This window comes from Acetivibrio cellulolyticus CD2 (genome assembly GCF_000179595.2).
GTDB classification, from domain to species: domain Bacteria; phylum Bacillota; class Clostridia; order Acetivibrionales; family Acetivibrionaceae; genus Acetivibrio; species Acetivibrio cellulolyticus.
The window spans coordinates 147,380-171,764 of sequence record NZ_JH556659.1 but is presented as its reverse complement, the minus strand read 5'-3'; the positions used below and the strand labels follow the sequence as shown (position 1 = coordinate 171,764).

The 24,385-nt window shown below is 34.7% G+C and carries 21 protein-coding genes and 1 riboswitch; of the genes, 8 read left to right on the top strand and 13 right to left on the bottom strand.

Going from position 1 to position 24,385, the window contains the following annotated elements; all coding sequences use genetic code 11:
* The first annotated feature begins 99 nt into the window (after positions 1-99).
* Together ACECE_RS0220960 and ACECE_RS29725 are read left to right on the top strand one after the other, a co-directional pair.
* The gene (locus ACECE_RS0220960; protein WP_010250805.1) at positions 100-1,707 is read left to right on the top strand and encodes a PilZ domain-containing protein; all 1,608 of its coding nucleotides are present in this window, start codon (positions 100-102) and stop codon (positions 1,705-1,707) included.
* Positions 1,708-1,713: 6 nt separating this feature from the next.
* A complete protein-coding gene (locus ACECE_RS29725; RefSeq protein WP_083878853.1) occupies positions 1,714-3,465 on the top strand; it encodes an HD domain-containing phosphohydrolase in 1,752 nt (583 codons plus the stop codon).
* On the opposite strand, the gene ACECE_RS0220950 is transcribed toward ACECE_RS29725, so the two are convergent.
* Positions 3,457-4,893 carry an MFS transporter gene (locus ACECE_RS0220950; RefSeq protein ID WP_010250800.1) on the bottom strand — a complete coding sequence of 479 codons (1,437 nt, stop codon included), beginning with the start codon at positions 4,891-4,893 and terminating at the stop codon, positions 3,457-3,459. The genes ACECE_RS29725 and ACECE_RS0220950 overlap by 9 nt on opposite strands.
* A 258-nt stretch (positions 4,894-5,151) precedes the next feature.
* On the opposite strand from ACECE_RS0220950, the gene ACECE_RS29720 reads away from it, so the two are divergent.
* Both ACECE_RS29720 and ACECE_RS0220940 read left to right on the top strand, forming a co-directional pair.
* Positions 5,152-6,120 carry a GDSL-type esterase/lipase family protein gene (locus tag ACECE_RS29720; RefSeq protein ID WP_051033591.1) on the top strand — a complete coding sequence of 323 codons (969 nt, stop codon included), beginning with the start codon at positions 5,152-5,154 and terminating at the stop codon, positions 6,118-6,120.
* Positions 6,121-6,264: 144 nt separating this feature from the next.
* Entirely contained in the window at positions 6,265-8,073 is a 1,809-nt protein-coding gene (locus ACECE_RS0220940; protein WP_010250795.1) for a glycosyl hydrolase, read from the top strand.
* Between the two features lie 165 nt (positions 8,074-8,238).
* On the opposite strand, the gene ACECE_RS0220935 is transcribed toward ACECE_RS0220940, so the two are convergent.
* From ACECE_RS0220935 to ACECE_RS0220925, 3 genes are read right to left on the bottom strand one after another with little or no spacing between them, the layout of a single operon-like run.
* The gene (locus tag ACECE_RS0220935) at positions 8,239-9,675 is read right to left on the bottom strand and encodes an efflux RND transporter periplasmic adaptor subunit (RefSeq protein ID WP_162862611.1); all 1,437 of its coding nucleotides are present in this window, start codon (positions 9,673-9,675) and stop codon (positions 8,239-8,241) included.
* Positions 9,676-9,714: 39 nt separating this feature from the next.
* Positions 9,715-12,030 carry an ABC transporter permease gene (locus tag ACECE_RS0220930; RefSeq protein ID WP_010250791.1) on the bottom strand — a complete coding sequence of 772 codons (2,316 nt, stop codon included), beginning with the start codon at positions 12,028-12,030 and terminating at the stop codon, positions 9,715-9,717.
* Between the two features lie 2 nt (positions 12,031-12,032).
* Positions 12,033-12,737, bottom strand: coding sequence for an ABC transporter ATP-binding protein (locus ACECE_RS0220925; RefSeq protein ID WP_010250789.1), 705 nt, complete (start codon positions 12,735-12,737; stop codon positions 12,033-12,035).
* A gap of 290 nt (positions 12,738-13,027) precedes the next feature.
* On the opposite strand from ACECE_RS0220925, the gene ACECE_RS0220920 reads away from it, so the two are divergent.
* The 3 genes from ACECE_RS0220920 (at position 13,028) to ACECE_RS0220910 (ending at position 15,225) form a co-directional block, all read left to right on the top strand.
* Positions 13,028-13,528, top strand: coding sequence for a sigma-70 family RNA polymerase sigma factor (locus tag ACECE_RS0220920; RefSeq protein ID WP_010250787.1), 501 nt, complete (start codon positions 13,028-13,030; stop codon positions 13,526-13,528).
* The gene (locus ACECE_RS0220915) at positions 13,515-14,372 is read left to right on the top strand and encodes a hypothetical protein (protein ID WP_010250786.1); all 858 of its coding nucleotides are present in this window, start codon (positions 13,515-13,517) and stop codon (positions 14,370-14,372) included. Before ACECE_RS0220920 ends, ACECE_RS0220915 begins: the two co-directional genes overlap by 14 nt.
* Before the next feature lie 283 nt (positions 14,373-14,655).
* Positions 14,656-15,225: a hypothetical protein gene (locus ACECE_RS0220910; protein ID WP_010250785.1), complete on the top strand. Its 570-nt coding sequence runs from the start codon at positions 14,656-14,658 to the stop codon at positions 15,223-15,225.
* A gap of 171 nt (positions 15,226-15,396) precedes the next feature.
* Here the strand turns inward: ACECE_RS0220910 and ACECE_RS28420 are convergent, their stop codons facing one another.
* The 6 genes from ACECE_RS28420 to ACECE_RS0220880 form a co-directional block, all read right to left on the bottom strand.
* A complete protein-coding gene (locus ACECE_RS28420; RefSeq protein WP_010250783.1) occupies positions 15,397-16,515 on the bottom strand; it encodes a hypothetical protein in 1,119 nt (372 codons plus the stop codon).
* Between the two features lie 47 nt (positions 16,516-16,562).
* Positions 16,563-16,766, bottom strand: a complete 204-nt coding sequence (locus tag ACECE_RS32130; RefSeq protein ID WP_010250781.1) for a type I restriction enzyme endonuclease domain-containing protein — start codon at positions 16,764-16,766, stop codon at positions 16,563-16,565.
* The gene (locus ACECE_RS0220895) at positions 16,735-17,418 is read right to left on the bottom strand and encodes a hypothetical protein (RefSeq protein WP_162862610.1); all 684 of its coding nucleotides are present in this window, start codon (positions 17,416-17,418) and stop codon (positions 16,735-16,737) included. Before ACECE_RS0220895 ends, ACECE_RS32130 begins: the two co-directional genes overlap by 32 nt.
* Before the next feature lie 164 nt (positions 17,419-17,582).
* Positions 17,583-17,819: an SEC-C metal-binding domain-containing protein gene (locus ACECE_RS31955; protein ID WP_010250776.1), complete on the bottom strand. Its 237-nt coding sequence runs from the start codon at positions 17,817-17,819 to the stop codon at positions 17,583-17,585.
* 36 nt (positions 17,820-17,855) lie between these two features.
* Entirely contained in the window at positions 17,856-19,031 is a 1,176-nt protein-coding gene (locus ACECE_RS0220885; protein ID WP_010250774.1) for a phosphoribosylaminoimidazolecarboxamide formyltransferase, read from the bottom strand.
* 52 nt (positions 19,032-19,083) lie between these two features.
* A riboswitch (ZMP/ZTP riboswitch) is annotated at positions 19,084-19,164 on the bottom strand.
* A gap of 101 nt (positions 19,165-19,265) precedes the next feature.
* Positions 19,266-20,420 carry an alpha/beta hydrolase gene (locus ACECE_RS0220880; RefSeq protein ID WP_010250772.1) on the bottom strand — a complete coding sequence of 385 codons (1,155 nt, stop codon included), beginning with the start codon at positions 20,418-20,420 and terminating at the stop codon, positions 19,266-19,268.
* A gap of 159 nt (positions 20,421-20,579) precedes the next feature.
* Between ACECE_RS0220880 and ACECE_RS0220875 the strand changes: the two genes are divergently transcribed.
* Positions 20,580-22,013 (top strand): ISNCY family transposase, encoded by a 1,434-nt coding sequence (locus ACECE_RS0220875; RefSeq protein ID WP_010243494.1) that lies wholly within the window; start codon positions 20,580-20,582, stop codon positions 22,011-22,013.
* A gap of 147 nt (positions 22,014-22,160) precedes the next feature.
* Here ACECE_RS0220875 and ACECE_RS0220870 read toward each other — a convergent pair whose 3' ends face one another.
* From ACECE_RS0220870 to ACECE_RS0220860, 3 genes are all read right to left on the bottom strand, one after another.
* Complete coding sequence (locus ACECE_RS0220870) at positions 22,161-22,841, bottom strand: 2-thiouracil desulfurase family protein (RefSeq protein WP_010250769.1); 681 nt, start codon at positions 22,839-22,841, stop codon at positions 22,161-22,163.
* Positions 22,842-22,885: 44 nt separating this feature from the next.
* Positions 22,886-23,368, bottom strand: a complete 483-nt coding sequence (locus tag ACECE_RS0220865) for a MarR family winged helix-turn-helix transcriptional regulator (RefSeq protein ID WP_010250766.1) — start codon at positions 23,366-23,368, stop codon at positions 22,886-22,888.
* Positions 23,369-23,513: 145 nt separating this feature from the next.
* The gene (locus tag ACECE_RS0220860; RefSeq protein ID WP_010250764.1) at positions 23,514-24,089 is read right to left on the bottom strand and encodes a uracil-DNA glycosylase; all 576 of its coding nucleotides are present in this window, start codon (positions 24,087-24,089) and stop codon (positions 23,514-23,516) included.
* Between the last annotated feature and the right edge of the window lie 296 nt (positions 24,090-24,385).

Here is a 24,385-nt window from a genome sequence, read left to right as displayed (position 1 = left end):
TATGCCACGCCATTTTTACACGCACTACTTTTATTAGACTTCAATAATCAAACACTGTTGAGAGGAGGGCTATTCCACAGGTGGAATAGCGTAACTAGAATGTTGGAAAAAAAGGATCTGAAGATAAAAGATATTAGCAACAGTGAATATATAGAAAAGCTGTTCAAAAAGCTTTCTAAAAAGAAAAAGCTAAATATCCTGGTAAATTTGGAAAATGGGGAAGCAAAAGACACCATACTCGAGTTTAGAAGTAAGGAAGTATTTGTAACAGATACTGAATTAATAAATGAACATGTAAAAATAACCTTTATCTTTAATGATTATGCCTTTTATTTTTTCTCAAAGGTAGATAACGTTTTAAAAATCGATAGGCCAAAAACTTTATATTTATTGACAAAAAGAGAGCTTGAACGTCACACAATTGAGGAAGATGAAAAAGCTTATGTCACCATTAACAGGCAGCAGTACCGTATTCTTAATATACATACAAAAGGTCTAGCCTTCCATGCTCCTAAAAAAATCGCAGAAAATGGTGAGCTAATACGGGACTTTAAAATAAATTTGGATGACACAACCATTTTTCTAGATGCAGAAGTTCGTCATATTGAAAAAAATAACAGCATGTATATATATGGTTTAAATTTCAAAGATATAAACTGGATAGATAAAATGGAAATTGTCAAATATATCCTTAGAACCAACCATACACATTTAGCCAACATGAGTGATTACTCAGATGACGAAATTTATGAGCTTTTTGACAATTCCGGATACCTAGATCTTACGAATATGGGATTTGAAAGTAATTTCCCAGAAATGATAAAAGCTTTACGTAAAATAGACAATATTCCTCATATATCAAAAAGCTTTGTATATGTAGACGAAAACAATAAAATTCTATCAGGTGCAAATATTGTTAAACTATATAATTATACTTTTTTGGCTCAACACTTAGCAGTTAAAAAAGAAGCAAAACTCAACATTCCATGCAAGATGGATATTTATAAAGCAATACAAAACTACATTCTTAATCACCATTATTTTAAATATTACTTAGCTTATTTTGATAGAGATCTAGATTGGCACAAAAGGTTATTCCAAGATATTATTAATTATATCAACGACCCTCAAAAGTTTGTATTTGAGACTTTGACATGGTTTGTTGCATCAACAACTGACAGCACTCCTCTTAAGAAAAGCAACATATATGAAGTCGAAAAGTTATATAACTTTGAAGAATTTATTGATTATGCTGACAAAAATCTAAGTGACTTAGAAAAAGGCTGTTACTGCTATAATAAAGATATACATCTCGATAAAATCAAAACTCTCTATGAACTTAAAGACCTCTATGCTGAAAGAAAGATGTATAAGGTTACTGAAAATGGTAATATAGTTGCTTACTTGGTTGCAGAAGTATATTCATCTGGCATAAACTTATTTAATTGCATTGATAGTACCAAAGTTTACTTTGTAAATACCACCATTGACCAGAATGAGTTTCTTAAAGCTATTTATAATGAAATGAACAGCTTCTACCGAAAATATAATAAAAACTACTTTCATATAGTTGTAAATACAATCTATGGCATAGATTTCAAAGATATAAATATCGATAACTTTAAACGAATCGAGGCTGCACGCGTCATTGCTAATAATGATGGCATAAGAGAATACAAAAACTACTTTAAAACAATACTGAGGTAAACTGCGATGATATATAGTTTTTCATTCATACTCCTTCATTTATCATTTATTTCTATGATATATTTGTTTATCATCAGCCTAAGGCGATTTTACAACGGGGCAAAAAACACATCCACGGTTGCCTTTGCCCTTATGACTTTTTCCATATCTATATGGTGTTTGGGCCAACTCTTGGAAGTATATACAAGGTATTTTACAGGTAAAACACAGATGGCTACAGTTTATCTGTATTTTACAGGGATGATCCTTGTACCATACTTTAGTTTAGGGTTTTGTTACACGTTTGTAAACGCCAAAGCCCAAATAAGGTATAGATGGTTCATCTATCTAATACCTCAATTGATATCACTGTCCATTCTATTTACCAATGACTGGACTCATCTATTTATAGTCAAGTACTCACCAATTAACTTGTACATGCAAATAGGTCCATACTTTAAAATACATAGCCTTATTATATCTTATCCATATATTATATTAGGGTTATACTTTTTATATTATAAAGGCTTCTTCGTAAAAGAAACTAGTAAGTTAAATAGTAAACAGAGTTTTTTATGCTTATTGGGCATACTCATTCCACTTATTGTAAATACTCTTAGCACTTTTAAAATATGTCAAATGCCAACCTACCTTACCGCTGTAGCATCAATATTTACTTCTGTAATGTGGTATATTGCAATTCTAAAGTATAATTTTATTTCTTCTAATAGTATTGCAATACGGTATATCTTTGATAATATCAGTGACAGTATTTTAGTTGTAAGTGAAAACTTATTAATTATCGACTTTAATGAAAAATTTCAGAGAACGTTTACCGATGTCGACTTTGAAAAAAATGTAAACATCAAAACACTTAGAAATAAAAGCGATAACCCACTAAACATACTAAATAAACTAGAACACTTACTTGAGTGTGAAACTAAAAACAATCGCCAACTCTTACAAGTGGGCAGTAAAAATAAATATTTTGAAGTAGAATGTATACATGTTGAAAAGTGCAATATACTCATTTTCAAAGATGTAAATAACCAGCACTGGCAAGTCATAGAAACAATCATCAAGTTGGTTGATGCTAAAAACAAATATACAAGCGGCCATTCTACAAGAGTTGCAGAATATGCCATTAAGATTGGTATTCAACTTGGCCTGGATAAGTCTGATGTGCTGCAATTATGGTCCTGTGGAATCGCTCATGACATAGGCAAAATAGGGGTTCCTGATGAAATCCTTAATTCAGACAAAAGATATGCCAGAGATTCCGAAGAAATGAAGCTGCTGGAAAAACATGTTGTAATAGGGGCATCAATTTTGGGGGGTTTGGAAGAATTCAGGGAAATGCAACCTATTGTCCTATATCATCACGAAAGAATAGACGGAAAAGGATATTTAGGTATAAAAGGACCGGAAATCCCCCTGTTTTCAAAAATAATAGCGGTAGCGGATACCTATGATGCAATGTCTAGCGGTAGAAAATACCAGGACAAGCCTATTAGGGAATGCCATGAAGTTCTAAACATACTAGAGGATGGGAGCATAGGAACACAGTTGGACTCTGAATGCTTCTACGCCTTTGTTGAGGCAATGAAAAGGGAAGGATATATACAAAACATGCGAAGTGCGGAAGGTAAGTTCATAGGAACTGGAAAACTTCATGATTTTGTAGTGAGAGAAGCCGTATCAAACAAATTGATTATTCGAGAGGACTATGAAAATGATTTTCGCATTGATGTTGACAGGCTCTACCAGCTGTTAAGCTGAGCCTGATCTTTTACCAAATAGTCTAAATGCTGTTAATAATGCACCAAAAGCACAGATTGCGCCTGCAAATATATACACAAATTTCATACCAAATACAAATAAATCTTCCCTTCCTGCTATGAAATTTGTAACAGGCCGACCGAGTTTGAAGCTCATCATTCTGTACAAAAGCGTTGTAGATAATGATACGCCCAGAACAATTCCAATATTTCTAACGAGTGCATTGGTACTGCCTGCAACCCCAAGCTTGTCCGGGGGTACCGTGGACATAATCATTGAAGTGTTTGGAGATTGAAACATTCCATTTCCTATTGTAGTAATCACAAGAAAAACTACTAAAACCGGTATACTGGAATTCTCGTTCAAAGTTGATAAAAGGAATAGCCCCAAACTAGTTAACGATAATCCCAGAAATGTAAGAAATTCCGATCCGATTTTATCCGACAAAGATCCGCTGATTGGAGCAACAAAAAACAAAATAAATGGGGAGATCATCAGCAAAAGCCCTGTCATTGAAGGAGAATATTTCATTACATCCTGAAGATAAAAGGGTTGTATAATATTTGTGCAACTAATACAAGTAAAAGAAATAAGCGCACAAAATATGCTCAAGGAAAACATCGGATTTCTAAAAATCCCCAACTGCAAAAGAGGTGCTTCCAATTTCCTTTCTACAATTATGAATACTACCAAAGCTACCGCCGACAATATGAAACCTGAAATTACCAACGGGTTGGCAAAACCATTTTTTCCTTCTCCGCCAAACGATATCGAACAAAAAAACGCCACAATAGCTATACAGAAGAGAACTGCTCCTTTAAAGTCAAATTTCTCTTGAATACTTTTTTTGTTACTTACAGGAAGAACTTTCATTCCCATTATAATGGCAAATATGCCTATGGGTATGTTTATTAAAAATATATATTTCCAGCTAAGTACATCTATAATAAATCCTCCAAGAGGCGGGCCAACCATACTTCCCAATGCCACCGAGGTTCCGGTAATTCCTAACGCTTTACCTCTTTCATTTGCGGGAAACACCTGTGTTATAATCCCCTGGTTTGTAGCCATTGCTCCTGCTGCACCGATTCCCTGAATTACCCTCGAAACAATCAAAACCGACAATGAATTCGAGATCCCACACAATAGAGAACCGAATGTAAACAATCCTATTCCCCATTTAAACACTTTTACTTTTCCTTTAATATCCCCAAGTCTGCCAAATATCAGAATAGTTGATGAAATAACGATAAGGTAGGATGTCACTACCCATGTTATGGATGCATCTGAAACCCCTAATTTTTCAGCCATGTTATTCAGTGCCACATTTACGATACTTCCATCAATGCATGCCATAAATGTCATCAATACAACATTTATTAAAATTAAATATCTGTTCTTATAAATCATTTCTTCCGACTGTTCCATACATCACCCTTCAATCCCAATTAGTTACATCAGATCAATCTTTTGTTCTTAGATTTCACCTATTCCCTAGTTAATATTATTACCATATAACAACCTAATTCATTAGTCAAGAATCATATAATTTTACATAAAATCTTTGCATCAATTTCTTGAATGTAACATAAAAAAACTATGAAATTTATGCATCAAAACACAATAAAAAAATGGTATAATATGATTAGAGGTGCAATAATGGAGTAATCTCAATTTTACAAAGGGGTGATTTTAATAGTTAGGAAGTTTAAAGTTTTATCAGTTGTTATGGTAATAATTACAATCTTTGCTGCTGTTTTTGTTTTTCAAAACAGGGCTTTTTCAGCGGAGACGACAACCAAAATAATGCCTTTAGGAGACTCAATTACGGCATGTGGCAATTGGCGTCAATTGCTTTTATCAAACTTAACAAGTAGTGGTTATAATGTTGAGTTTGTCGGGTCTCAAAATTATTTAACACCACATGAGGGACATAGTGGAATTGGGCCAATTGGTCTTGCAACCACGGGCGATTTGAAAAATTGGCTATCCACTACAAATCCGCAAATCGTTATAATGCATTTAGGTACGAACAATAGTTGGGGTAACAATCAGGCACCTGAGATTATTTCTTCTTTCACGACACTTGTAAGTCAAATGAGAGCAAACAACCCCAATATGAAAATCATGGTGGCAAAAATAATACCCATGCATCCAACTGCTTCAGGCGAATCATGTAACAACAATGTAATCGATCTCAATTCCAGAATCGATGATTGGGCTAAAGGGTTGTCTACCACCCAATCTCCTATTATAGTTGTAGACCAATATACCGGATTCGATACAACAACCGATACATATGACGGTGTTCATCCAAATGACAGTGGATGTATAAAAATGGCCGATAAGTGGTTTGCAGCTTTAAAAGATGTTCTTAACCCATTTGCATCTGCAACTCCATCTGCATCTGCAACTCCAACTCCAACAAGTACATCGTTAATTGGTGATGTTGATGGTAATGAAAATGTAAATTCAATTGATTTTGGTTATATGAGAAAATATTTGCTTGGACTGATTACTGAATTTCCTAACAGAGAAGCGGGAATAAAGGCAGCAGATATTGATGGAAACGGCACCTTTAACTCAATCGACTTTGGACATATGAGGAATTTCTTAATTGGAAAAGGTACAATACCACCAGCATCAGCATCATAAGCTTCCAGTTTTTTACCAAAGAGTTGTACGATTATGTACGACAAAGGATATTTTTATTGCACTATTTCTCATCTATTTCTCAACAACACAGTTTATTTTTTATAAAATAAATAAGAAAAATTATTTTTTAAAGGGGTGTATTTTATGAAGAAAACATTCGGCAGAGTACTGTCTCTGCTGACGACAGCTGCAATGGCATGTTCCGTTCTTTTATCCATGCCTGTTTCAGCTGCAAATTCTCTGCCTGTAAAAGTTGAAGCGGAAGCTTGTACTCTCGGCGACGGTGCCAAAATTGCTACCAGCGTCTACGGTACTAACTATCCCGGGTATTCAGGCGACGGATTTGTATGGGCATCCAACTCAGGAACAATATCGATGGAAGTTACGGTTCCCGAAAACGCTATGTATGAGCTTAAAACAAGGTGTTGGATGTACCTGGGAGAAATAGGCGAGTCCAGGCTTCAGGTTGTTACTGTTAATGGCGTATCACAGGGAAATTTCTACATTCCAAACAAAGGCGGATGGATGGATTACAGTTTTGGATTCTTCTTTCTAAAAGCAGGTACAACAAAAATTGAGATTGGATCTTCTGGAAGCTGGGGCTTTATACTGTATGACACAGTGACATTTGACTATGCCGATATGCCTGATCTTGACATTGACCCAACTCCATGTGATGCTAATGCAACTTCAGAAACAAAAAGCCTTAAAAATTATCTTACAAGTGTCTACGGAAATTATGTTATTTCCGGCCAACAGGAAATTTACGGCGGCGGAAATGATGGCAATTCGGAACTTGAATTTGATTACATACACGATAAGACAGGCAAATATCCTGCAATCAGAGGCTTTGATCTTATGAACTATAATCCAATGTACGGCTGGGAAGACGGTACAACACAACGTATCATAGAGTGGACAAAAGAACGCGGCGGTATTGCAACAGCATCCTGGCATATCACCATACCATCTGATTTTACAAGTTATAAACTCGGCGAAGCAGTAGATTGGACAAAGACTTCATATAAGCCGAACAAAACCTTTAATGCAGCCAACTGTCTTGATAAATCAACAAAGGAATATGCTTACCTTATGCTTGCAATTGATGACCTTGCCGAACAACTCCTTATTCTCCAGGATGCAAACGTTCCTTTGCTTTTCCGTCCTTTCCATGAAGCTGAAGGCAACAACAACACAGACGGTTCTGGTGCATGGTTCTGGTGGGGATCCTCAGGTGCAGAAGTTTACAAGCAACTTTGGAAACTTCTTTACACTACTCTTACCGAAAAATACGGCATTCATAATATAATTTGGGAAGTAAATCTCTATTTAAATGCAAATTCACCCCAATGGTATCCGGGAGATGATTGTGTAGATATCGTTGCATACGATAAGTATGAAGGATCACCTTACACATGGAAAACAAGTGCTGCAACATCAGCATTTCTAACCCTTGTAAATGACACAAAAGATACAAAAATGGTTGCATTGACTGAAAATGACGTTATTCCTGACATTCAGAACATAGTAAATGAGGGAGCTTGGTGGCTGTATTTCTGCCCATGGTATGGTGAATTCCTTACTAGTTCAAGATATAATGATCCTACACTTCTCAAAACTATCTACAACAGTCAATACGTACTTACTTTAGACGAACTGCCAGAAAACCTTTATGGAGGAAATACAGGAACTGTTACTCCAACTCCAACTAAAACTTCAACACCAACTGTTACACCTACACCATCAAATGGCGTATTAGGTGATTTAAACTCAGATGGAAGCTTTAATTCTATAGACTTTGGTCTTTTAAGATCACACTTGCTTACGTTAACTAATTTACCTGTTAATTTAACAAATGGAGATGTAGATGGAAACGGACAAGTAAACTCCTTGGATTTTGCATATATGAGACAAAAGCTTCTCGGTATAATTAGTAAGTTCCCAATCGAATAATATATTAATTCACTGAGCTGCGCATCAGCGGTCAAATAATCGCTAATGCGCAGCTCTTTTATTACAACTTAAATTGTACATTAAGGCATGAATGAAAAATTAATTATGCTTTTTTTGCGCTACACCCATGCGTGTACCGCAAAATTATAGCAGAAGTTATTTTTATCACTTTTCTAGTTTGATTACAACCTGATCATCAGGCTTCAACCCTTCAAGAATTTCAATATACTCTTTAGTTTTTATACCTGTTTTTACATCTCTTTCTACAGTCTTATTACCCTCTTTTACTTTTACTGTATTGTTATCTACAGCTTTTAACGGAAGATATGCCGCATTTGCCTTTACTCCCGTGATAATTCTTACATTTACGTTCATTCCGTCAATAAGACCTTCAGGGTTGTCCAGTGCTATACGCACAGTATAATAAGTAACACCGTTTTTCTCTGTGCCACTATCATTTATCCTGTAAACCTTGCCTGAATATTCGGTATCACCATACTCCAGTAAAACCTTTGTTTTCTGTCCTTTACTTATCTGCTTTATATAAAGCTCATCAATATCAACATCTACATATAACCTGCCGGTGTCTGCAATGGTTGAAAGAGGTGATAATGCCGAAGCTATATCACCTGTCTTTGAATATTTATTTACTACAATACCTTTTATAGGGGACTTAATTACATAATCACCAAGCTTAGATTCAAGCTGGGAAAGGCTGTTGCTTATTTCCTTGACAGAAATGGCGGCAGTATTGATGGCATTTGTTACTGCTGAATTTTTGAGCTGCACAATTTTAGTTCCAACTGAAACTCTACTGCCTTCTCTGATATAAATGTTTTCTACTTCACCGGACTGTGTTGAAACAATAGACTGGTTTGTACGATTTTTAAGTGGTTCGCTGGTTAATGATAAAAATGCTCCAATTTTGGCAGAAGCTTGGTTTCCTTCTTTTACAGCTCCTGGATTGGAGATATGTATCTCTACATTGACACCGCTTGTTCCATCATCAAATGCCTGTGAAGATTCATAAACTTTACTTACAGTTCCATAAACAGTTAAACCTGAATCTGCAAGAATAACCTCTGCACTAGTTCCTTCATGAATACCGGAATTTGCAGGCAGGTTGAACGGAACTGTAAGCTTTAACATATTACTGTCAACAATATCCGCGATAGGAGTTCCTGGATTCACGAAATCGCCCTTATTGATATACACTTTTGTAACCATTCCGGATGCTTTTGCAAAGAGCCCGAGATCGGCAGCAGCATTTTTATACTGCCGGAGAGATTCACTTGCTTTTTCAAGACTTATTTTTGTTGCCTGTATCTGGTTTGTAATTTCTGTGCTATCAATTGTATAAAGAACCTGTCCTTCAGACACCTTATCTCCTTCTTTAAAATCAGCGGAAAGGATTCTGCCAGATGTAAGCGAAGTTATGTTATACACATCATCAAACACTACGGTACCGATTTCATCAATTGTATTTTGCATTTCACCTTTCTTTATTGTAACGGTTTCTTCCGTATTTTTGGATACTGACAGCGTTGAAGCTGTACTTCCGCATCCAGACAACATTAAAGTCATTGCCAATATTATGCACATAAAAATATGAGTTTTTTTCAAAATGATCAAATCCCTTCCTTATTCAATGCTTTTTAATGCCCCAAGCATATCAATCGTTTTCATCTTTTTAGCAAGTATCTTATTTACCAAAACTGCAAACAAAAGAGTAAACAATACTGATATTATAATGTATACAAATTTAACTTTCAATTCGATATGGGGTGAATTAATCGACGAAATAATTACATCTGAAAGCTTTATACCCAGCGGAATACCGAATATTGATCCTGCAAATGAGAATACAATGTTTTCAGTTAACAGCAGCTTTTTTGTTTCGTTATCATAAAAACCCAGAACCATAAGGGTTGCAAGGTTTCTTATCTGTTCAAAAAAGCTCATTGTGCCAAGATTATAAAGCACAACAACCGCCAACAGCCCCCCAAATAGTATAAGTACGAAAACAATTGATACCATCGAGGACATCTGATCACTGATAGCTTGTGTAACCTCTTCCTTTTCTGAGTAGGATGAAACAAATTCATAATTATCAAACAATTCACCCAGTGCTTTTTTATCTGATGTATTCAGGTAAACAGATGTAGGAGTGTAATTCTTGCCTATATTTCTCCATGCTGTCTTTGAAATATAAGCACCGTCAATTCCATTTTTAATTTTTGCTATCGGAACATCATAATATTTATTATCTCCGACAAACTTTATTTTTACGTTTTCCCCTTTAATCACATTAAGCTTATCGGCAATTGTTTTGTCTATAATAATGCCTTCCTGAGGCATATTGATATTGACGTAATCATAGACGTCAATATTTTTAAGTGATAGTATATCCTCTGTTACTGTAAGATAAGAGATTTCAACATTTTCTGATGAATAAATTTTAACACCGGTCTTCATTTCATATTGGGTATCAGTAACATTCTTTAGAGCAGAGAATCTTTTATATTGTGTTGGAGTAATATCATTTTTAAGATATACAACCATATCGTATTTATGTTGTTTTTCCTCCATTAGAAAAACATAATTTTGTATAGAGCCGAAAATAATAAAGGCAGTGAGAATCAGCGTCATACAGCCTGAGATACCTACAATACAGATTGCCATTCTTCCTTTATTGCGGAACATATTTCGAAGAATATATTTTGCATTGAAGCCTATCCGCTTCCAAAGAAAAGGAATTCTTTCCGGCAGAATTTTTTTAACTTTTTTCGGAGGCTTTGGCCTCATACATTGTGAAGGAGATTCTGCCAGAACTTTTGAAGTTATGTAATAAGCAGTACCAAGGCATGCAACAGCAGTTATTAGAAGCGAGGCAACCAAAGCTATCGGTGACAATGACAAAGTATATGCAGGCATATCAATAGTTAATACAAAAAACTTTACAAGAAAATCCGTAAAGGGCCATTTTGACGGCAGAATGCCAATCATGTATCCAAGTGCAACAACTATGATTGCATATGACAGATAATACATGAGAATTGTCCGATCGTAGTATCCAAGTGCTTTAAAGGTACCAATGGAATTCCTTGCATTTTCTATAAGGCGGCTCATTGTACTAAACATAATAAGTGCTGCAATAAGAAAAAACATAAACGGAAATACCATAAGAATTAATTTTAGGCTTTCAATAAGTTTGTAAAGTCTGTAAGCGTTGATATTATCATTGAGTGACAGCATATTTATAACACGTGTGCCTAATATTTTGTTTATGTTGTTTTTAACACTTGATTCGTCTGCATTACTTTTGAGTGTAATGCAAATCTGATTATATATGTTATTACCATATATGGCGTTTACACATTCTTCATTGATATATGCGAATCCGTATTTGCTATAGTCAGGTATAAGTGTTGAGCTGTTGATATGAAATGTGCATTCAGGGTCTTTTATCAGTGCGCAAATTGTCATTTTGTATGTACAATTAGTACCTGTTATTCTGAATTCATAATTATCGCCGATTTTAAGCCCCTGCTTTTTTGCAAATTCAGAGCTTATCATAATGCTTCTGTTGTCTTTTGGGAAAGTTCCTTTAACAATATAAGGTATATTTATGTTTATTTCATCAGGCACTGCAAATATCTGAAGTGTAATATCACTGTTATATCTACTTTCGGCATCTAAAACAATTCTCGGTTGAATGTCATCAACGCCATCAAGCTTACAAATTTTCTGACAGTCAGTTTTGTTAAGGCCCATTCCGGTAATCCAGAAATCAGCAACATTCTGGTTATCATAATAATCTTTAAGAGTATTGGTTAGGTTGTAGGTGAGACTGTTAAGGCCTACCAACATCAGTACCGCAACGGCAGTAATTATAATTACAGAGATGAGTCTCGATGTGGTTGATATAAGTTCTCGTAAAAAATTTTTCCAAAGCATATTTACCACTCCAGTTCCTGTACGGGAACCGGATGATCGTTTGTCCGATAATCCTCAATCTGGCCATTCTTCATATGAATAAGCACATCTGCTGTTGGAGCCAGCGCCCCGTTATGTGTTACAACAATTACATTCTTTCCGCTTGTTTTACAAATCTCATAAAGAAGTGCCAGAACTGATTTGCCCGTTTTATAATCAAGAGCACCTGTAGGTTCATCACATAAAAGAACATCCGGATTTTTTGCCAAAGCCCTTGCAATTGCAACTCTCTGCTGCTCGCCTCCCGACAGCTGAGACGGAAAATTATTAAGACGTTCCGAAAGACCTACCATAGAGAGGACCTCTTTGGCATCTAATGGATTTTTACATATCTGGCTTGCAAGCTCTACATTTTCAAGTACCGACAGATTAGGCATCAGATTATAAAACTGAAATACAAAGCCTATCATATCACGCCTGTATTTAGCCAACTGATTTTTGTTATATGATGATATTTCTTTACCCATGACTTTTACATTTCCGGAAGAAGGAGAATCCATTCCTCCAAGAATATTAAGAACAGTTGATTTCCCGGCACCGCTTGCTCCGAGTATTATTGTGTAAGCACTTTGCGGAATACTGAAACTGATGTGGTCAACAGCTGTAATTTTTGTTTCACCCATTATATATTGGCGAACCATATCATTTATTTCAATCGCTAATCCCATATTTTATTCTTCCTTGACATAAAATGACCCACTATAATTGATTATACAATTTTGGGTGGAAAAATCAACAGGAAAAATAGTTCATTGTAACTTAATCCACTTTCTTTTTACAAAATTTCTGGGCATTTAGCATTAAAGTCAATGTCAATTTACATAACACCTTTTCCCCTAAGCAGCTCTTGAGTAATCATTTTCCTCCATTGATGAAACAGGGTAGTTCAGTAAATTATTTTGTACAAATGAAACATTTTCCTCATCTGAATCGTATAGTTAGTGAAAGGAGATTAAGGATGGATTGTAAATTGGTTTTTACAGATAAGTATATTTTAGACATTCTTGATAAATATTCTGACATTGTATTTAGGACCGCATTTATGTATCTAAAGAACCGGCCTGATGCTGAAGATGCAACTCAAGAGATATTTATAAAGCTTTTTAGGATAAATCCCTCTTTTAGTAGTGATAATCACATTAAATCATGGTTAATTACTGTAACTTCAAATCATTGTAAAGATATGTTAAAAAGTATTTGGCGTAAAAAGGTTTCACTGCTTGATGAAATATCTCTGCCAATACAGGATGATTACAAGCGGGAAGTAGTAAACCAGGTTTTAAGCCTTCCTGTAAAGTACAGAAATGTTATTTACCTGTATTACTATGAAGGTTATTCTTCATCGGAGATTGCTGCTTTACTTTCAGAGAAGGAACCTACAATTAGAATACGACTGAAGCGTGGGCGGGAAATTCTTAAAACAAAATTGACAGGGGGCTTTGACGATGAAGAAGAATGAATTGCTGTCTGGAATGGACAATTTGAAAGTTGACGAAGCTTTAAAGCAGAATATTTTGAAGCGTGTAAAGGAAGATAATAATCAGCCTATAAACAAACATGCTCCAAATTGGTTAAGAATTGCTTTACCAGCATGTTTTGTTGTAGTTGCCATAGTTGGAGTATTTGTCTTCACACAGATAAATTCATCACAAATTGAGATAAACAGTTCTCATGCCCAGGCAAATAGCCCGATATTGCAAAGTGACAAGTTTGAAATACTTGAAAATCCTCCTGAGAACATATCTTCTATTTTTCGAGATTATTCTCCGCTCTCAGAAGTATCAGTAGTTAAGGTTGCGGATATTATTGTCTATGCTCAAGTAGAGAACATAAAATGGATCCGAAAGAAAAACATAGATTTAGTCGATAATTCAAAACCATTATCGTTAGAATCCATGCTACGATGCCGTACAATACTTACCTTAAAGCTTACAAAGGTTTACAAAGGTGACGCTAAGAAAGGCGAAACACTAGAAATAATGTTACCAGTCGCAATCCCTGGTAAAGGTGAAGGTGATGACTATTTATTTATAGAAGATAATAGCATCGTGAGTAAAATAAAAAAACACTCTACAGCATTTTTCTTTATTAACGATAATAAAAGTCCCAAAGCATATATTGGTGATAATGTAATAGACCCGGAATTTAACGATATATGCAGATATTCAACATCATGGGGGGAAGAATCTGTTATCCTTAGGCAGGGTGATAAGTATATTTACTCCAGCAGTTTTGAGTCATTGCAAAACTCTAATGCCACATTTAAACAAATTGAAAGTATGATTAAAAAATATATCAATTAATATAAAGATTATGAAGCAAAACATCTTCATATTATGCTTATAATCATTATCCAAACACATCAACTGTAAATAAAAATTTGTTGATCACAGTTGATGGATGTGATAACCTTACATAGGGTTTTAAAATTCAACGAAAGCTAAGAAATACTGGAAACTGTGATGTAACGGAGATTCTTACTAATGGAACTACAAATAGAGCTACACTAGTTTGCTCGTGGTTTGGACTGACATATAGTGATATGTGTTTAATTCCATTGGCCCTGTTTCTAAGGAGATAAAACCTATGAACAAAAAAGCAGTTATACTAATAATAGCATTGTTGTTATCAGTGACCATTGTTGTTTTATTCTACAATAATTCAAATCAGATGAATAATGACCTTCAACTGAAAAGTGATGATTATATTGTAAATATTCCAGAAGAAAAAATAATTCTTTGTTTGTTGAACGTTAAAAGCGATAATAAACTAGAGGGGATTCAGCTTCGACCAAGAAGTGATTTTTCAATTGATGCTAATAACAAAATAGTTATTAACGACATGCAATTAATGCCTACTAGTAAAGATAAGATATTATGTGCTGTGAATTTAGGCTATACGAGATTTATCTATAAGTCAACTGATAACATTATGAAAGAAACCATCGAATATTTAAATGGAAACTCTTCATCCTCTAGTATTCCTATAGAGTTGCAGGCATTAACAAACGATAGATTGAAAGTCACCCTTAACAAAAAGAGTTCTGTATTAAAGCCCGGAGAAGTTATTAATAATTCAAATTCTCTTTTCGGTACATTGGATTTAGAACTAAAATATTTTGATATGGTAAATAAAAATGATATGGTAAAAAAGTAATTGGACCAGTCACGCTATATCAAAAACGGGGAGGAGGACTAGGGAGTAGCCTTTTATACTATACCAATTAAATAAGCTAAACCTCCAGAAGCCCATTTCCTTCCGCCTGAAGGTAAAACGACACACGGATTATTGTATTTAGGTACCCAACAAAACTTTAATGTATTTCGATTATATTACCTTTCCTGTCAATATTTCTAATGTTAGTTTGAATAAAAGCCCAATTACCTCCACAGAAGATAGGATAAGCTCATTAAATAAATTAACAGGGAAACCATTGACATAAATTACATCTATATTTTCAATATCAAATGGTTCTATTGGAACGCATTTAATTATATGCTGATTATTATGATTGGAATCAAAAAATTTACTAAAATTTTGATTTCTATTTTTTATTGATGGTACTGTAACTTCAATATCTGTATCATCCGCTTTTTTGCCTTCAATAAAAAGTGTTATCCCTAGTGGAGACAAACATACGCTTTTTATTTTTATACCATCAATATTTATATCACAATCAACCTTTTTAGAGGAATTTACTGCTTTAACACTAAAACTAACCTGCCAATTCCCCTCAATATAATTACTATTTGTTGCAAAGTTCTCTGCAACAAGCGAATAACATGAAACCATTTGTTTATTTACATCAAAGATATATTCTGAATATCCATTACCGTATTTACTATTACCATCTTCATCAATACCAAATTCAATATTAGTAGGATAAATGGTTTTCTTATCAGAAATAAGTAAGAATGTACCATGATCATCAATATTAGCCTTTTCAGTTTCTTTTTTAGTCCACTTAACCTGAACATGAAGCTTATCATCTATAAAGCCGATATTGGAGATATAAGCAAAGCTAATGTTAGGTAATTTAATATTCGTTTCATCTGGTTTTAAAATATCTACAATTCTTTTTTCTTTTAAGTTATCAAAGTTATCTCCACCCCCACCAGGTATTTGCAACATGTTTAGGTGGATAGTATTTACATCAGACGACACTTCTGCAAGATTTACATTAGCATCAAACTTACCAAACTTATTGCTCCCAGTCAGAAAAGAACTTATACTTAAATTTATTTCTTTGTTATTGAGGTCTTGGCCTCCCGTTGCCATCATTCTGATTGTTGCAGTTTTGGTTGTTGCATTATAATCTACTATTTTATGTGTAAATCCATTTGCACCTGTAATATTATAATTGTACAAATCAATGTTTTCATTGATTCGGTTAGAAATTAGATCCTGCATCGTAAGATACACAACTGATATTTCATCATCATTCATTGCCGCAACTACCTCCATTTTAATTCCATTGGATTCAGTAAAAAGCTCTACTGGTTGGAGATTATTAAAAATTCCCTTGCGACCTCATACTTTGACAAGGCATAATAGAAGGCTATTTCATCCTTATTAAGTCCCAGTTCCTGCTCCTCTTCGTGCATCTTTTTTATATTTTTTGCCATTCGAATAAGTTCCTCTATTACCTCGGCATTAGTATCCAGATCAAAATGGGAACTGAATTTCTTTTCTTTCAATTATCTCCATAACCCTTGATTTCATTTTTGGTCCGCATTTACTTCTCTCCAAATAATTGATAAGCGGTTCTCTTACAATTTCAAGAGAGCGTCTTTCAAAGTATTTAAAAATCTGTTGATAAATTTTCCTTGTAGTATTATTTGACGGAGTTTTTAAAAGTTCATTAATAAAATGTTCAATCAATTCTTTCTCACTTGCTTTATACTGTAACGCCTCAATAATTTTTACTCTCAAGTGCACTTGTTCAATATTTCTTGCCGGCTCGGATGTTTTGAAGTAATTCATTAAAGCATCATATGCCATCTTATTACCTATATACAATAAATTTATGAGTTCATTTATTGCATATCTACTTTCTTCGAAATTATTTGACGCAAGAATTTTCTCATATTCTTCAATACTCTTATTCTCTAAAATGAACCCAAGAATTTCATCCGAACTCAGATCATTATCATTATCAATCTCTATAATTTCCACCTGCTCATAGTTTTCACAGGCATCACTATCACCATCAATACGATTCTCGTAATATACTTCTATGCACACCGAAAAATCATTGCTCTCATAAATCTCATCAACAAAAGGTTCGAATTTATCAATATTAAACATGCACACCCCAAAACCATTATCAAAATCCCTTTTATCTGACAAAAAGTAGTTACAATTAAAACAAATTCTTGCACTATCCACGTTTTATTCTACCTTTCAAATAATATTTTACTTTGTTCGATATACAGTTTCACTCAAAAATCAAAACATCCATAAGTACCCTTCTCTTATCGTTACTAAATATCATTATTAACAACTTTTCATTTTTATTTGCCACAGCACTTCTTATATTTCTTGCCACTTCCGCAGAGACATGGATCATTTCTTCCAATATTCAATTCTTTAGCTAATGCATGTATCTGGGGTTTTAATTCATTAATCTTTTTTACTAACTCCTCCGATTCTTTCTCAAGGCGTTCATTTTCTGCTATTAGCCCTTTTATTTCAATAATCTCTTCTTCTGATAAATCTTCATCTATTTCGCCAAAACCATCAATATACATAAACGTTATATCTCCCTTTCTACTTCAATTTATTTATCAATGATGGAATAACCGAATTCCTGTAAAACACATTACCATATTATATTTGTCACAGGTCTCAATAACGTTATCATCTCTGATCGACCCGCCCGGTTGTGCGATATATTTTACACCACTTTTATGTGCACGTATGATATTATCGCCAAAAGGGAAGTAGGCATCCGAAGCTAATGAAACATCTGTCATATGCTCTAACCATACTTTTCTTTCTTCCCTTGTAAATATCTCCGGCTTTGTTGTAAATACGCTCTCCCAAATGCCATCAGCTAATATATCCATGTAATCATCGCTAATATATATGTCTATACTATTATCCCTGTCAGCTCTTTTGATTTGTTCTTTAAAAGAAAGATTTAATACTTTGGGATGCTGACGTAAAAACCAGTTATCCGCTTTCTGTCCTGCCAGTCTTGTACAATGGATTCTAGACTGCTGTCCTGCACCAATTCCAATTGCCTGCCCACCTTTTGCATAACAAACAGAGTTTGACTGAGTATATTTCAAGGTTACCATAGCAATTGTAAGATCCAATTTCGCTTGTTCTGATAGGTTTTTGTTGTATGTAACAATATTTTCAAATAATTCATCATTGATAACAACTTCATTTCTTCCCTGCTCAAAGGTTATACCAAACACATTTTTTCTCTCAACAGGAGTCGGAATATAATCCGTTTCAATTTGAATAATGCAGTATGCTCCTTTTTTCTTTGCAGTTAAAATTTCAAGTGCTTCCGGATCGTAAGAAGGTGCAATAATACCATCAGAAAATTCATTTTGAATTATTTTAGCTGTAGCAATATCACAGACATCAGACAGTGCAATAAAATCTCCATAGGAAGACATTCTGTCCGCACCTCTTGCACGAGCATATGCATTTGCCAGTGGCGATAATTTCATATCATCAGCTATCCAGTAAATTTGTCGTTCTACATCAGATAGAGGAATCCCAACGGCAGCACCAGCGGGCGAAACATGCTTAAATGATGTTGCGGCTGGAAGTCCTGTTGCTTGTTTTAATTCCTTTACCAACTGCCAGGCATTCAATGCATCGAGCAAATTGATATATCCTGGTCTTCCATTTAAGATTTTAATTGGAAGTTCACCTTCTTGAGTAAAAACCTTAGCAGGTTTTTGGTTTGGATTACATCCGTACTTTAATTCATATTCTTTCATAAAACTGCCTCCCTAAATAGAAATAAAAATCAAAAAACCGTCTGGAACCTCAAACGGTTGCCCAGACGGTCGGCTTACAATCCTACTGCGCTCCCCGTGGTTAATTCCACTTCCGCCAGTTACGCAGATTACATTTAAATATATTATAATATTCCAATTAAATGAAGTCAATTTGCAATTATCATAAAGATGCAACATTCCTGTCTCGTCGCATATTCAGAGAACTCTTTTATATCATATTCCTTCAATCCATCTTATCATCACATCTAATACCAATTGCAAATTTCCAAACTGACAATGATTTTCAGCATGTTCGGAGGCTGTAAATATTCTTCCGGTAAAGGTTCTGACATTCGTCAATTTCTCTGATTGTTTGTAAAAATGTTTTATATCACAGAAATGATCTTGAGAACCAGCAAGCAATAAAAAGTCCTGCTTAATTTCGTGTGATATTTTTTTAGTATTAAACAGTCTCAATTTTCTAAAATATTTATATGGACTGTTTACCCCCATAACATGCATACCATGGTCTATCCCCCAATATGTATAAGCATCTTTTTTCATTTTCATTCCCACAATAAAATTAAACACCGTTGACATCCTGAGTGCTGTCATTACATTTATAAATAGTTCCAGACCCAATCCTCTTCTCGAAGAAACTACTTTATAGAAATCATACATAGTCCCCCAAGCAATGACCCTTTTTATTCTCGGTTCATTCACTGCAGCTCTTGGAGCAAGATATCCTCCTAAAGAAAGACCAATAAGTGTAATACCATTCAACCCAAGTGCATCCAAAACAGCCTTTACAGGAAGTTCCCACTGATAAGTCATAGGGTAACGGTATTTTTGAAGAACCTCACCTTGCCCTGGTCCTTCAAAATAGTAAAAATCAAACCCTTTCTGAGCAAAGTAAATCATGACTGGAATCAATTCTTCTTTATAACAGTCAAAACCTCCTGTCAATACTATTGTCCCTTTGGATGCCATTTTGTTCAAGTTTGGCACACAGTATACCGGAAGCTTTATCCCATCATAATCTACCTCTTTTTCAATAATACTTCCATTTTCGAAATACTCCTTATAACTCTCCCTTAAGAGCCCCACTAATTTATTATAAATAGTCAGCTTTTGCGGATCTGAATATGGCAAAAAGAAATCTACCGCCCTATAATATATTGCCTGTTTATGGACATCACCGCTTATTCCTGCCTTATCAGCCAGAGCCATGAATTCTCTTTTCCAATCGTTTAAATCTTTTATCCTTCCAGCAGCACATTTTACATCTTCAACCGGTAAATCTCCAAAAGAAACCCATCTGTTTATTTGATAATTAAAATTCGGCTCATCATGGAACTTATAAGTACCTTTTACAAACTTAAAAGCCATTTTCTTTCCCCCATTCAATAACAGTTTTTAGTTATTTGCGAAATGCTATAACGCTTGAATTTACTGCATTTCAAATTGATATTTTTATTGTTTTCCCCCTCTGCTTCTAGTAAAATATAGGTATCTAATCCAATTTTAAACAAGAGAAGGGGAAAACAAATGGTAAAACTTTATAAACAAATTTCTTTTGCTGACACATTCGAAGAATGTAAAGATGTTTTTCAAAATAATAAGCCAAAATTTCTTAAGCTACTCTCACAACATCTTGATTTATCTTCGCTTATACCACAGGATTTTTATTGGTCTTACCACAAAACTCTAGGGAGAGACCGTAAATATTCACTCTCTTCAATGCTTTCAGCATTAGTTCTGCAGAAAATTCTTGGCATTCCTACAGTTTCGCTACTCATTATTTTTCTTAATTTATGCCATGAAGCCCGTGAATTCTGTGGCCTTCCAGACGTCCCTCATAACTCTCAGTTTACACGGTTCAAACAAGATTTCGTTATTTACCTGGAAAACTTCTTTAACCACCTTGTAGATATTACAGAACCTATTTGCCAGGAAATTAACACTACTCTTGCATCCACTATCGCTTATGATACTTCAGGTATTGAAACCTTTGTAACTGAGAATAACCCAAAGTTCATAAATTCTATCATAAAAAAACTCAAGGCTTTCTACAAGGACAAGCCTGATGTCGATGTATATAAAATGGCTTATAGCCTTATGCCTTCTTCAGCCTCTGCAAACAAAGAAATCAAGCAACTCTACATAAACGGCTACTTCTGCTATGTCTACAAGTTTGGCATTATCACCAACGGCCTCGGCATTCCAAGACATATTGCCTTTTTGGATAGTGACTTCAAAAAGAAACATCCTGAAATGCACATTGAGAAAAAATCGGATTCTCCAGACGAAGATAAATCTATTAGTGATTCCAAATCCCTTAAACCAGTATTTGCAGACTTCTTTACTCTTCACCCGGATTTTAAACCAAGCACTTTCCTTGGTGATTCTATTTTTGATACGTGCGATACCTACACATTGCTCTTAGATGAACTCAAGTTTCAAAGGGCTCTAATACCTTTGAATTCCAGAAATTCAAACCCTAATCTTCCGCCTATTAAATACAATGATGATGGTTGGCCACTTTGCTCTAAAGATTCTTCTGTACCAATGAAACCAAATGGCTGGAGCCGAGAAGAAGGAAGAATCGAAAGATTCAAATGGCGGTGCCCACAGGCAAAACTAATTAAAGGTAAATGGGTTACTTCTTGTGATAACCCCTGTAATGGCAAGCCTTGCGGTCGTGTAACCTTCACATCTCCTGCCATGGATAAACGCATGTATCCAGGTGTGATTAGAGGCTCTGACGAATGGATTTCTGACTACAAAATTAGGACTGTAGTAGAAAAAAACATTCAATACCTTAAGGAGCCTATGGCCTGTGGTAATCTTAAAACAAGAGACAACCTAACTATTAAAGCAGATTTATATCTCGCAGGTATCACACAACTAATTACTGTAATACTTGCAGATAAAATTCATGAGCACAAGTATATACGTAGTTTAAAACCTTTAATCGCTTGATTTACTAACTTACTCTTGAAACTTATGTCTTATACATAAGCTTATTTGTGCTGTAATTTCATCAACAAGGTTCTGGTTTTTCAGTCAAATCACTAACATATATCCCTCTTAAGTTATCAAAGTCCATTTTACATCTCTTCTAACTTTTTACATCTGATTTTTTAAGTCATTTTGCAAATGCCTAATAACAGTTTTTTCACCCTTCATTTCCACTATTAGACTATGTGCAATGATTGGTAAAACGATGCCCTTCGAATCCAATCTTCTTTGAAGCTCTTCAAAGAAAATACCCTTTCCATCAACAGCACATTCGTTATATAAACCAGCATTGAATTCATCCCTGCCAGTAGCTATCTTTTGTCGTGCAAAATACTCAAAGGATTTCTTCATTTCTAATTTTGTATTCACTCCACAAGTAGGTGAGCCATCAACCCCTATTATACCTACTACTTTATAGCCTGATTTCAAATAATCAGTAATCATTACAAAAACCTCACGTGCCAACTTTTTATATACTATTTTTGTGTAGATCATAAATAACTTCAAAACTACTGGTTTGAATGAATAAAGCATTGTTCCCTCTGAAGAATATGAAAGCCATAAAAGCTTTTTTAGCACACCACCCCATGCCCATTGTTCTGGGCATTTCATTTGAATTATCCCCACCTCTTCCTCTATGAGTTTTTCTATTATCTCCGTAACTACTCCCTTTCTAAAAGCACCTCCCAAATACCTTGTGTTTTCATTTAATAGGCAATGAGACACAAAAACAACCTTCTTACTTCTTTGATCCTTTAGTGTATCAGCTAACATATCAATTTTTTTCATATTACCTCCATCGGTTTAGCACCTAAACCATTGCACAAAAAAATTTAAATACGTTTATCTTTGAGATTACTATACTTATCTATATGGTTAATAACTAAATCCAGCATCTGCTTGAAATTGTCGATTTTTTCTTTTTGGATTCCTTGCAGTAATTGTGTCATAGACTCATCCATTTGCCTGTGAAACTCCTCATGTCTATCGAAAGCAGTTTTCCCCTTCTCAGTCAACTCTATCAAAACTTCTTTCCTGTTATGTATACTCCTTTCCTTACTAACATAACCTCTTTTGATTAGTTTTGAAATAGTCTGGGATACAGCTCCTTTAGTTATTCCAAAGTGTTCACACAACTCAGTAACGGTTTTTCCCTTTCCAGATTGGATAGCTTCGATCATATTAAGCTCTGAGGGATACAAGAAATCGCCCAATCCTGTGTCAAAAGGCATCTTTTCGAGTTTGTTGTATTGATTAACCAACTTCGCAATTTGGTTTCTAAGTTCTAAAACAATTAAATATTCATTATTATTCATATTTTCAGTTTAGCACCTAAACCGTAATAAGTCAACATGTATTTAAATACTCCATAAAAATAGGTCTTAGCATTAGGAGGTAAAACTATCGCTGATTTTGAAAAGAGTAAATCTTCTATCGTTTGTGTTAATACATGCTACACTGTCATCGGAATATATAGAATTTATTAACCTGCTCCCAATCATTAATAAAAATGCCATAAAGGTTAGGCCTTCTTCTAATTGCGAGCGGGTGGTAACTCACATAGGTGGGTATATTTCTTACATAATGCCACATTCCTCTGGTGCTTTTCACGTCCCTTTCAGGGTCAGAAAAGAATGCTTTTACTGCCACATCCCCTAAACAAAATGCAATTTTAAAGTTGTTTGTTTGTAATTGTTGATACAGATACCCCAGGCAAGTCTCTCGAGCATTTTCCTTATTATATTTTCGTACAGGTCTGCACTTTAAAATATAAGTAATGTATAAATCCTTCTCATTTAGACCCACAGAATTAGCAGCAAACTGAAGGGTCTGCCTCGTACCGCAAATAAGTTCATTTCCATTTTTATCTTCCCTACAACCAGGATTGTCTAAAATTACAACTATATCAGCCTTCGGGTTGCCTTCCCCCCATACAATCCTTGTCCTCTGTTTATACAATTCACAACGAGTGCAACCCTTAGCACATTCTGGGAGCTGATCTTCCGTCCATATTGTTGGTGAAAAGCATTTTTCCATGTTTTCAAAAAGCACCTCCCAATCCAATTCCTATTTCTAGCGATAATCTATGTTCTGTAAAACTATAAGTCTTTATGCATTTGGAACATTATTTAATTTTGTAAACTAAGCAAGATCCATCTTTATCACAGCAATTTTCACACTTCCAAGCTTTGCAGCTTAGCTGAGATATTATATAATGGGTAATATCGCATAATATTAAGAAAAGTTTACGATCAAAATAAGTGTATATATAAATAGAGAGTTTAACAAAATATATCATCGTTGAAAATAAAAATAAATTAAAGGAGAATTAA

Bases quoted from the DNA above. Each gene is read 5' to 3' on its own strand.
- ACECE_RS0220960 (WP_010250805.1), top strand. From the start codon at position 100: ATGTTGGAAAAAAAGGATCTGAAGATAAAAGATATTAGCAACAGTGAA.
- ACECE_RS29725 (WP_083878853.1), top strand. From the start codon at position 1,714: ATGATATATAGTTTTTCATTCATACTCCTTCATTTATCATTTATTTCT.
- ACECE_RS0220950 (WP_010250800.1), bottom strand. From the start codon at position 4,893: ATGGAACAGTCGGAAGAAATGATTTATAAGAACAGATATTTAATTTTA.
- ACECE_RS0220940 (WP_010250795.1), top strand. From the start codon at position 6,265: ATGAAGAAAACATTCGGCAGAGTACTGTCTCTGCTGACGACAGCTGCA.
- ACECE_RS0220935 (WP_162862611.1), bottom strand. From the start codon at position 9,675: ATGTGCATAATATTGGCAATGACTTTAATGTTGTCTGGATGCGGAAGT.
- ACECE_RS0220930 (WP_010250791.1), bottom strand. From the start codon at position 12,030: ATGCTTTGGAAAAATTTTTTACGAGAACTTATATCAACCACATCGAGA.
- ACECE_RS0220925 (WP_010250789.1), bottom strand. From the start codon at position 12,737: ATGGGATTAGCGATTGAAATAAATGATATGGTTCGCCAATATATAATG.
- ACECE_RS0220920 (WP_010250787.1), top strand. From the start codon at position 13,028: ATGGATTGTAAATTGGTTTTTACAGATAAGTATATTTTAGACATTCTT.
- ACECE_RS0220915 (WP_010250786.1), top strand. From the start codon at position 13,515: ATGAAGAAGAATGAATTGCTGTCTGGAATGGACAATTTGAAAGTTGAC.
- ACECE_RS0220910 (WP_010250785.1), top strand. From the start codon at position 14,656: ATGAACAAAAAAGCAGTTATACTAATAATAGCATTGTTGTTATCAGTG.
- ACECE_RS28420 (WP_010250783.1), bottom strand. From the start codon at position 16,515: ATGAATGATGATGAAATATCAGTTGTGTATCTTACGATGCAGGATCTA.
- ACECE_RS31955 (WP_010250776.1), bottom strand. From the start codon at position 17,819: ATGTATATTGATGGTTTTGGCGAAATAGATGAAGATTTATCAGAAGAA.
- ACECE_RS0220885 (WP_010250774.1), bottom strand. From the start codon at position 19,031: ATGAAAGAATATGAATTAAAGTACGGATGTAATCCAAACCAAAAACCT.
- ACECE_RS0220880 (WP_010250772.1), bottom strand. From the start codon at position 20,420: ATGGCTTTTAAGTTTGTAAAAGGTACTTATAAGTTCCATGATGAGCCG.
- ACECE_RS0220875 (WP_010243494.1), top strand. From the start codon at position 20,580: ATGGTAAAACTTTATAAACAAATTTCTTTTGCTGACACATTCGAAGAA.
- ACECE_RS0220870 (WP_010250769.1), bottom strand. From the start codon at position 22,841: ATGAAAAAAATTGATATGTTAGCTGATACACTAAAGGATCAAAGAAGT.
- ACECE_RS0220865 (WP_010250766.1), bottom strand. From the start codon at position 23,368: ATGAATAATAATGAATATTTAATTGTTTTAGAACTTAGAAACCAAATT.
- ACECE_RS0220860 (WP_010250764.1), bottom strand. From the start codon at position 24,089: ATGGAAAAATGCTTTTCACCAACAATATGGACGGAAGATCAGCTCCCA.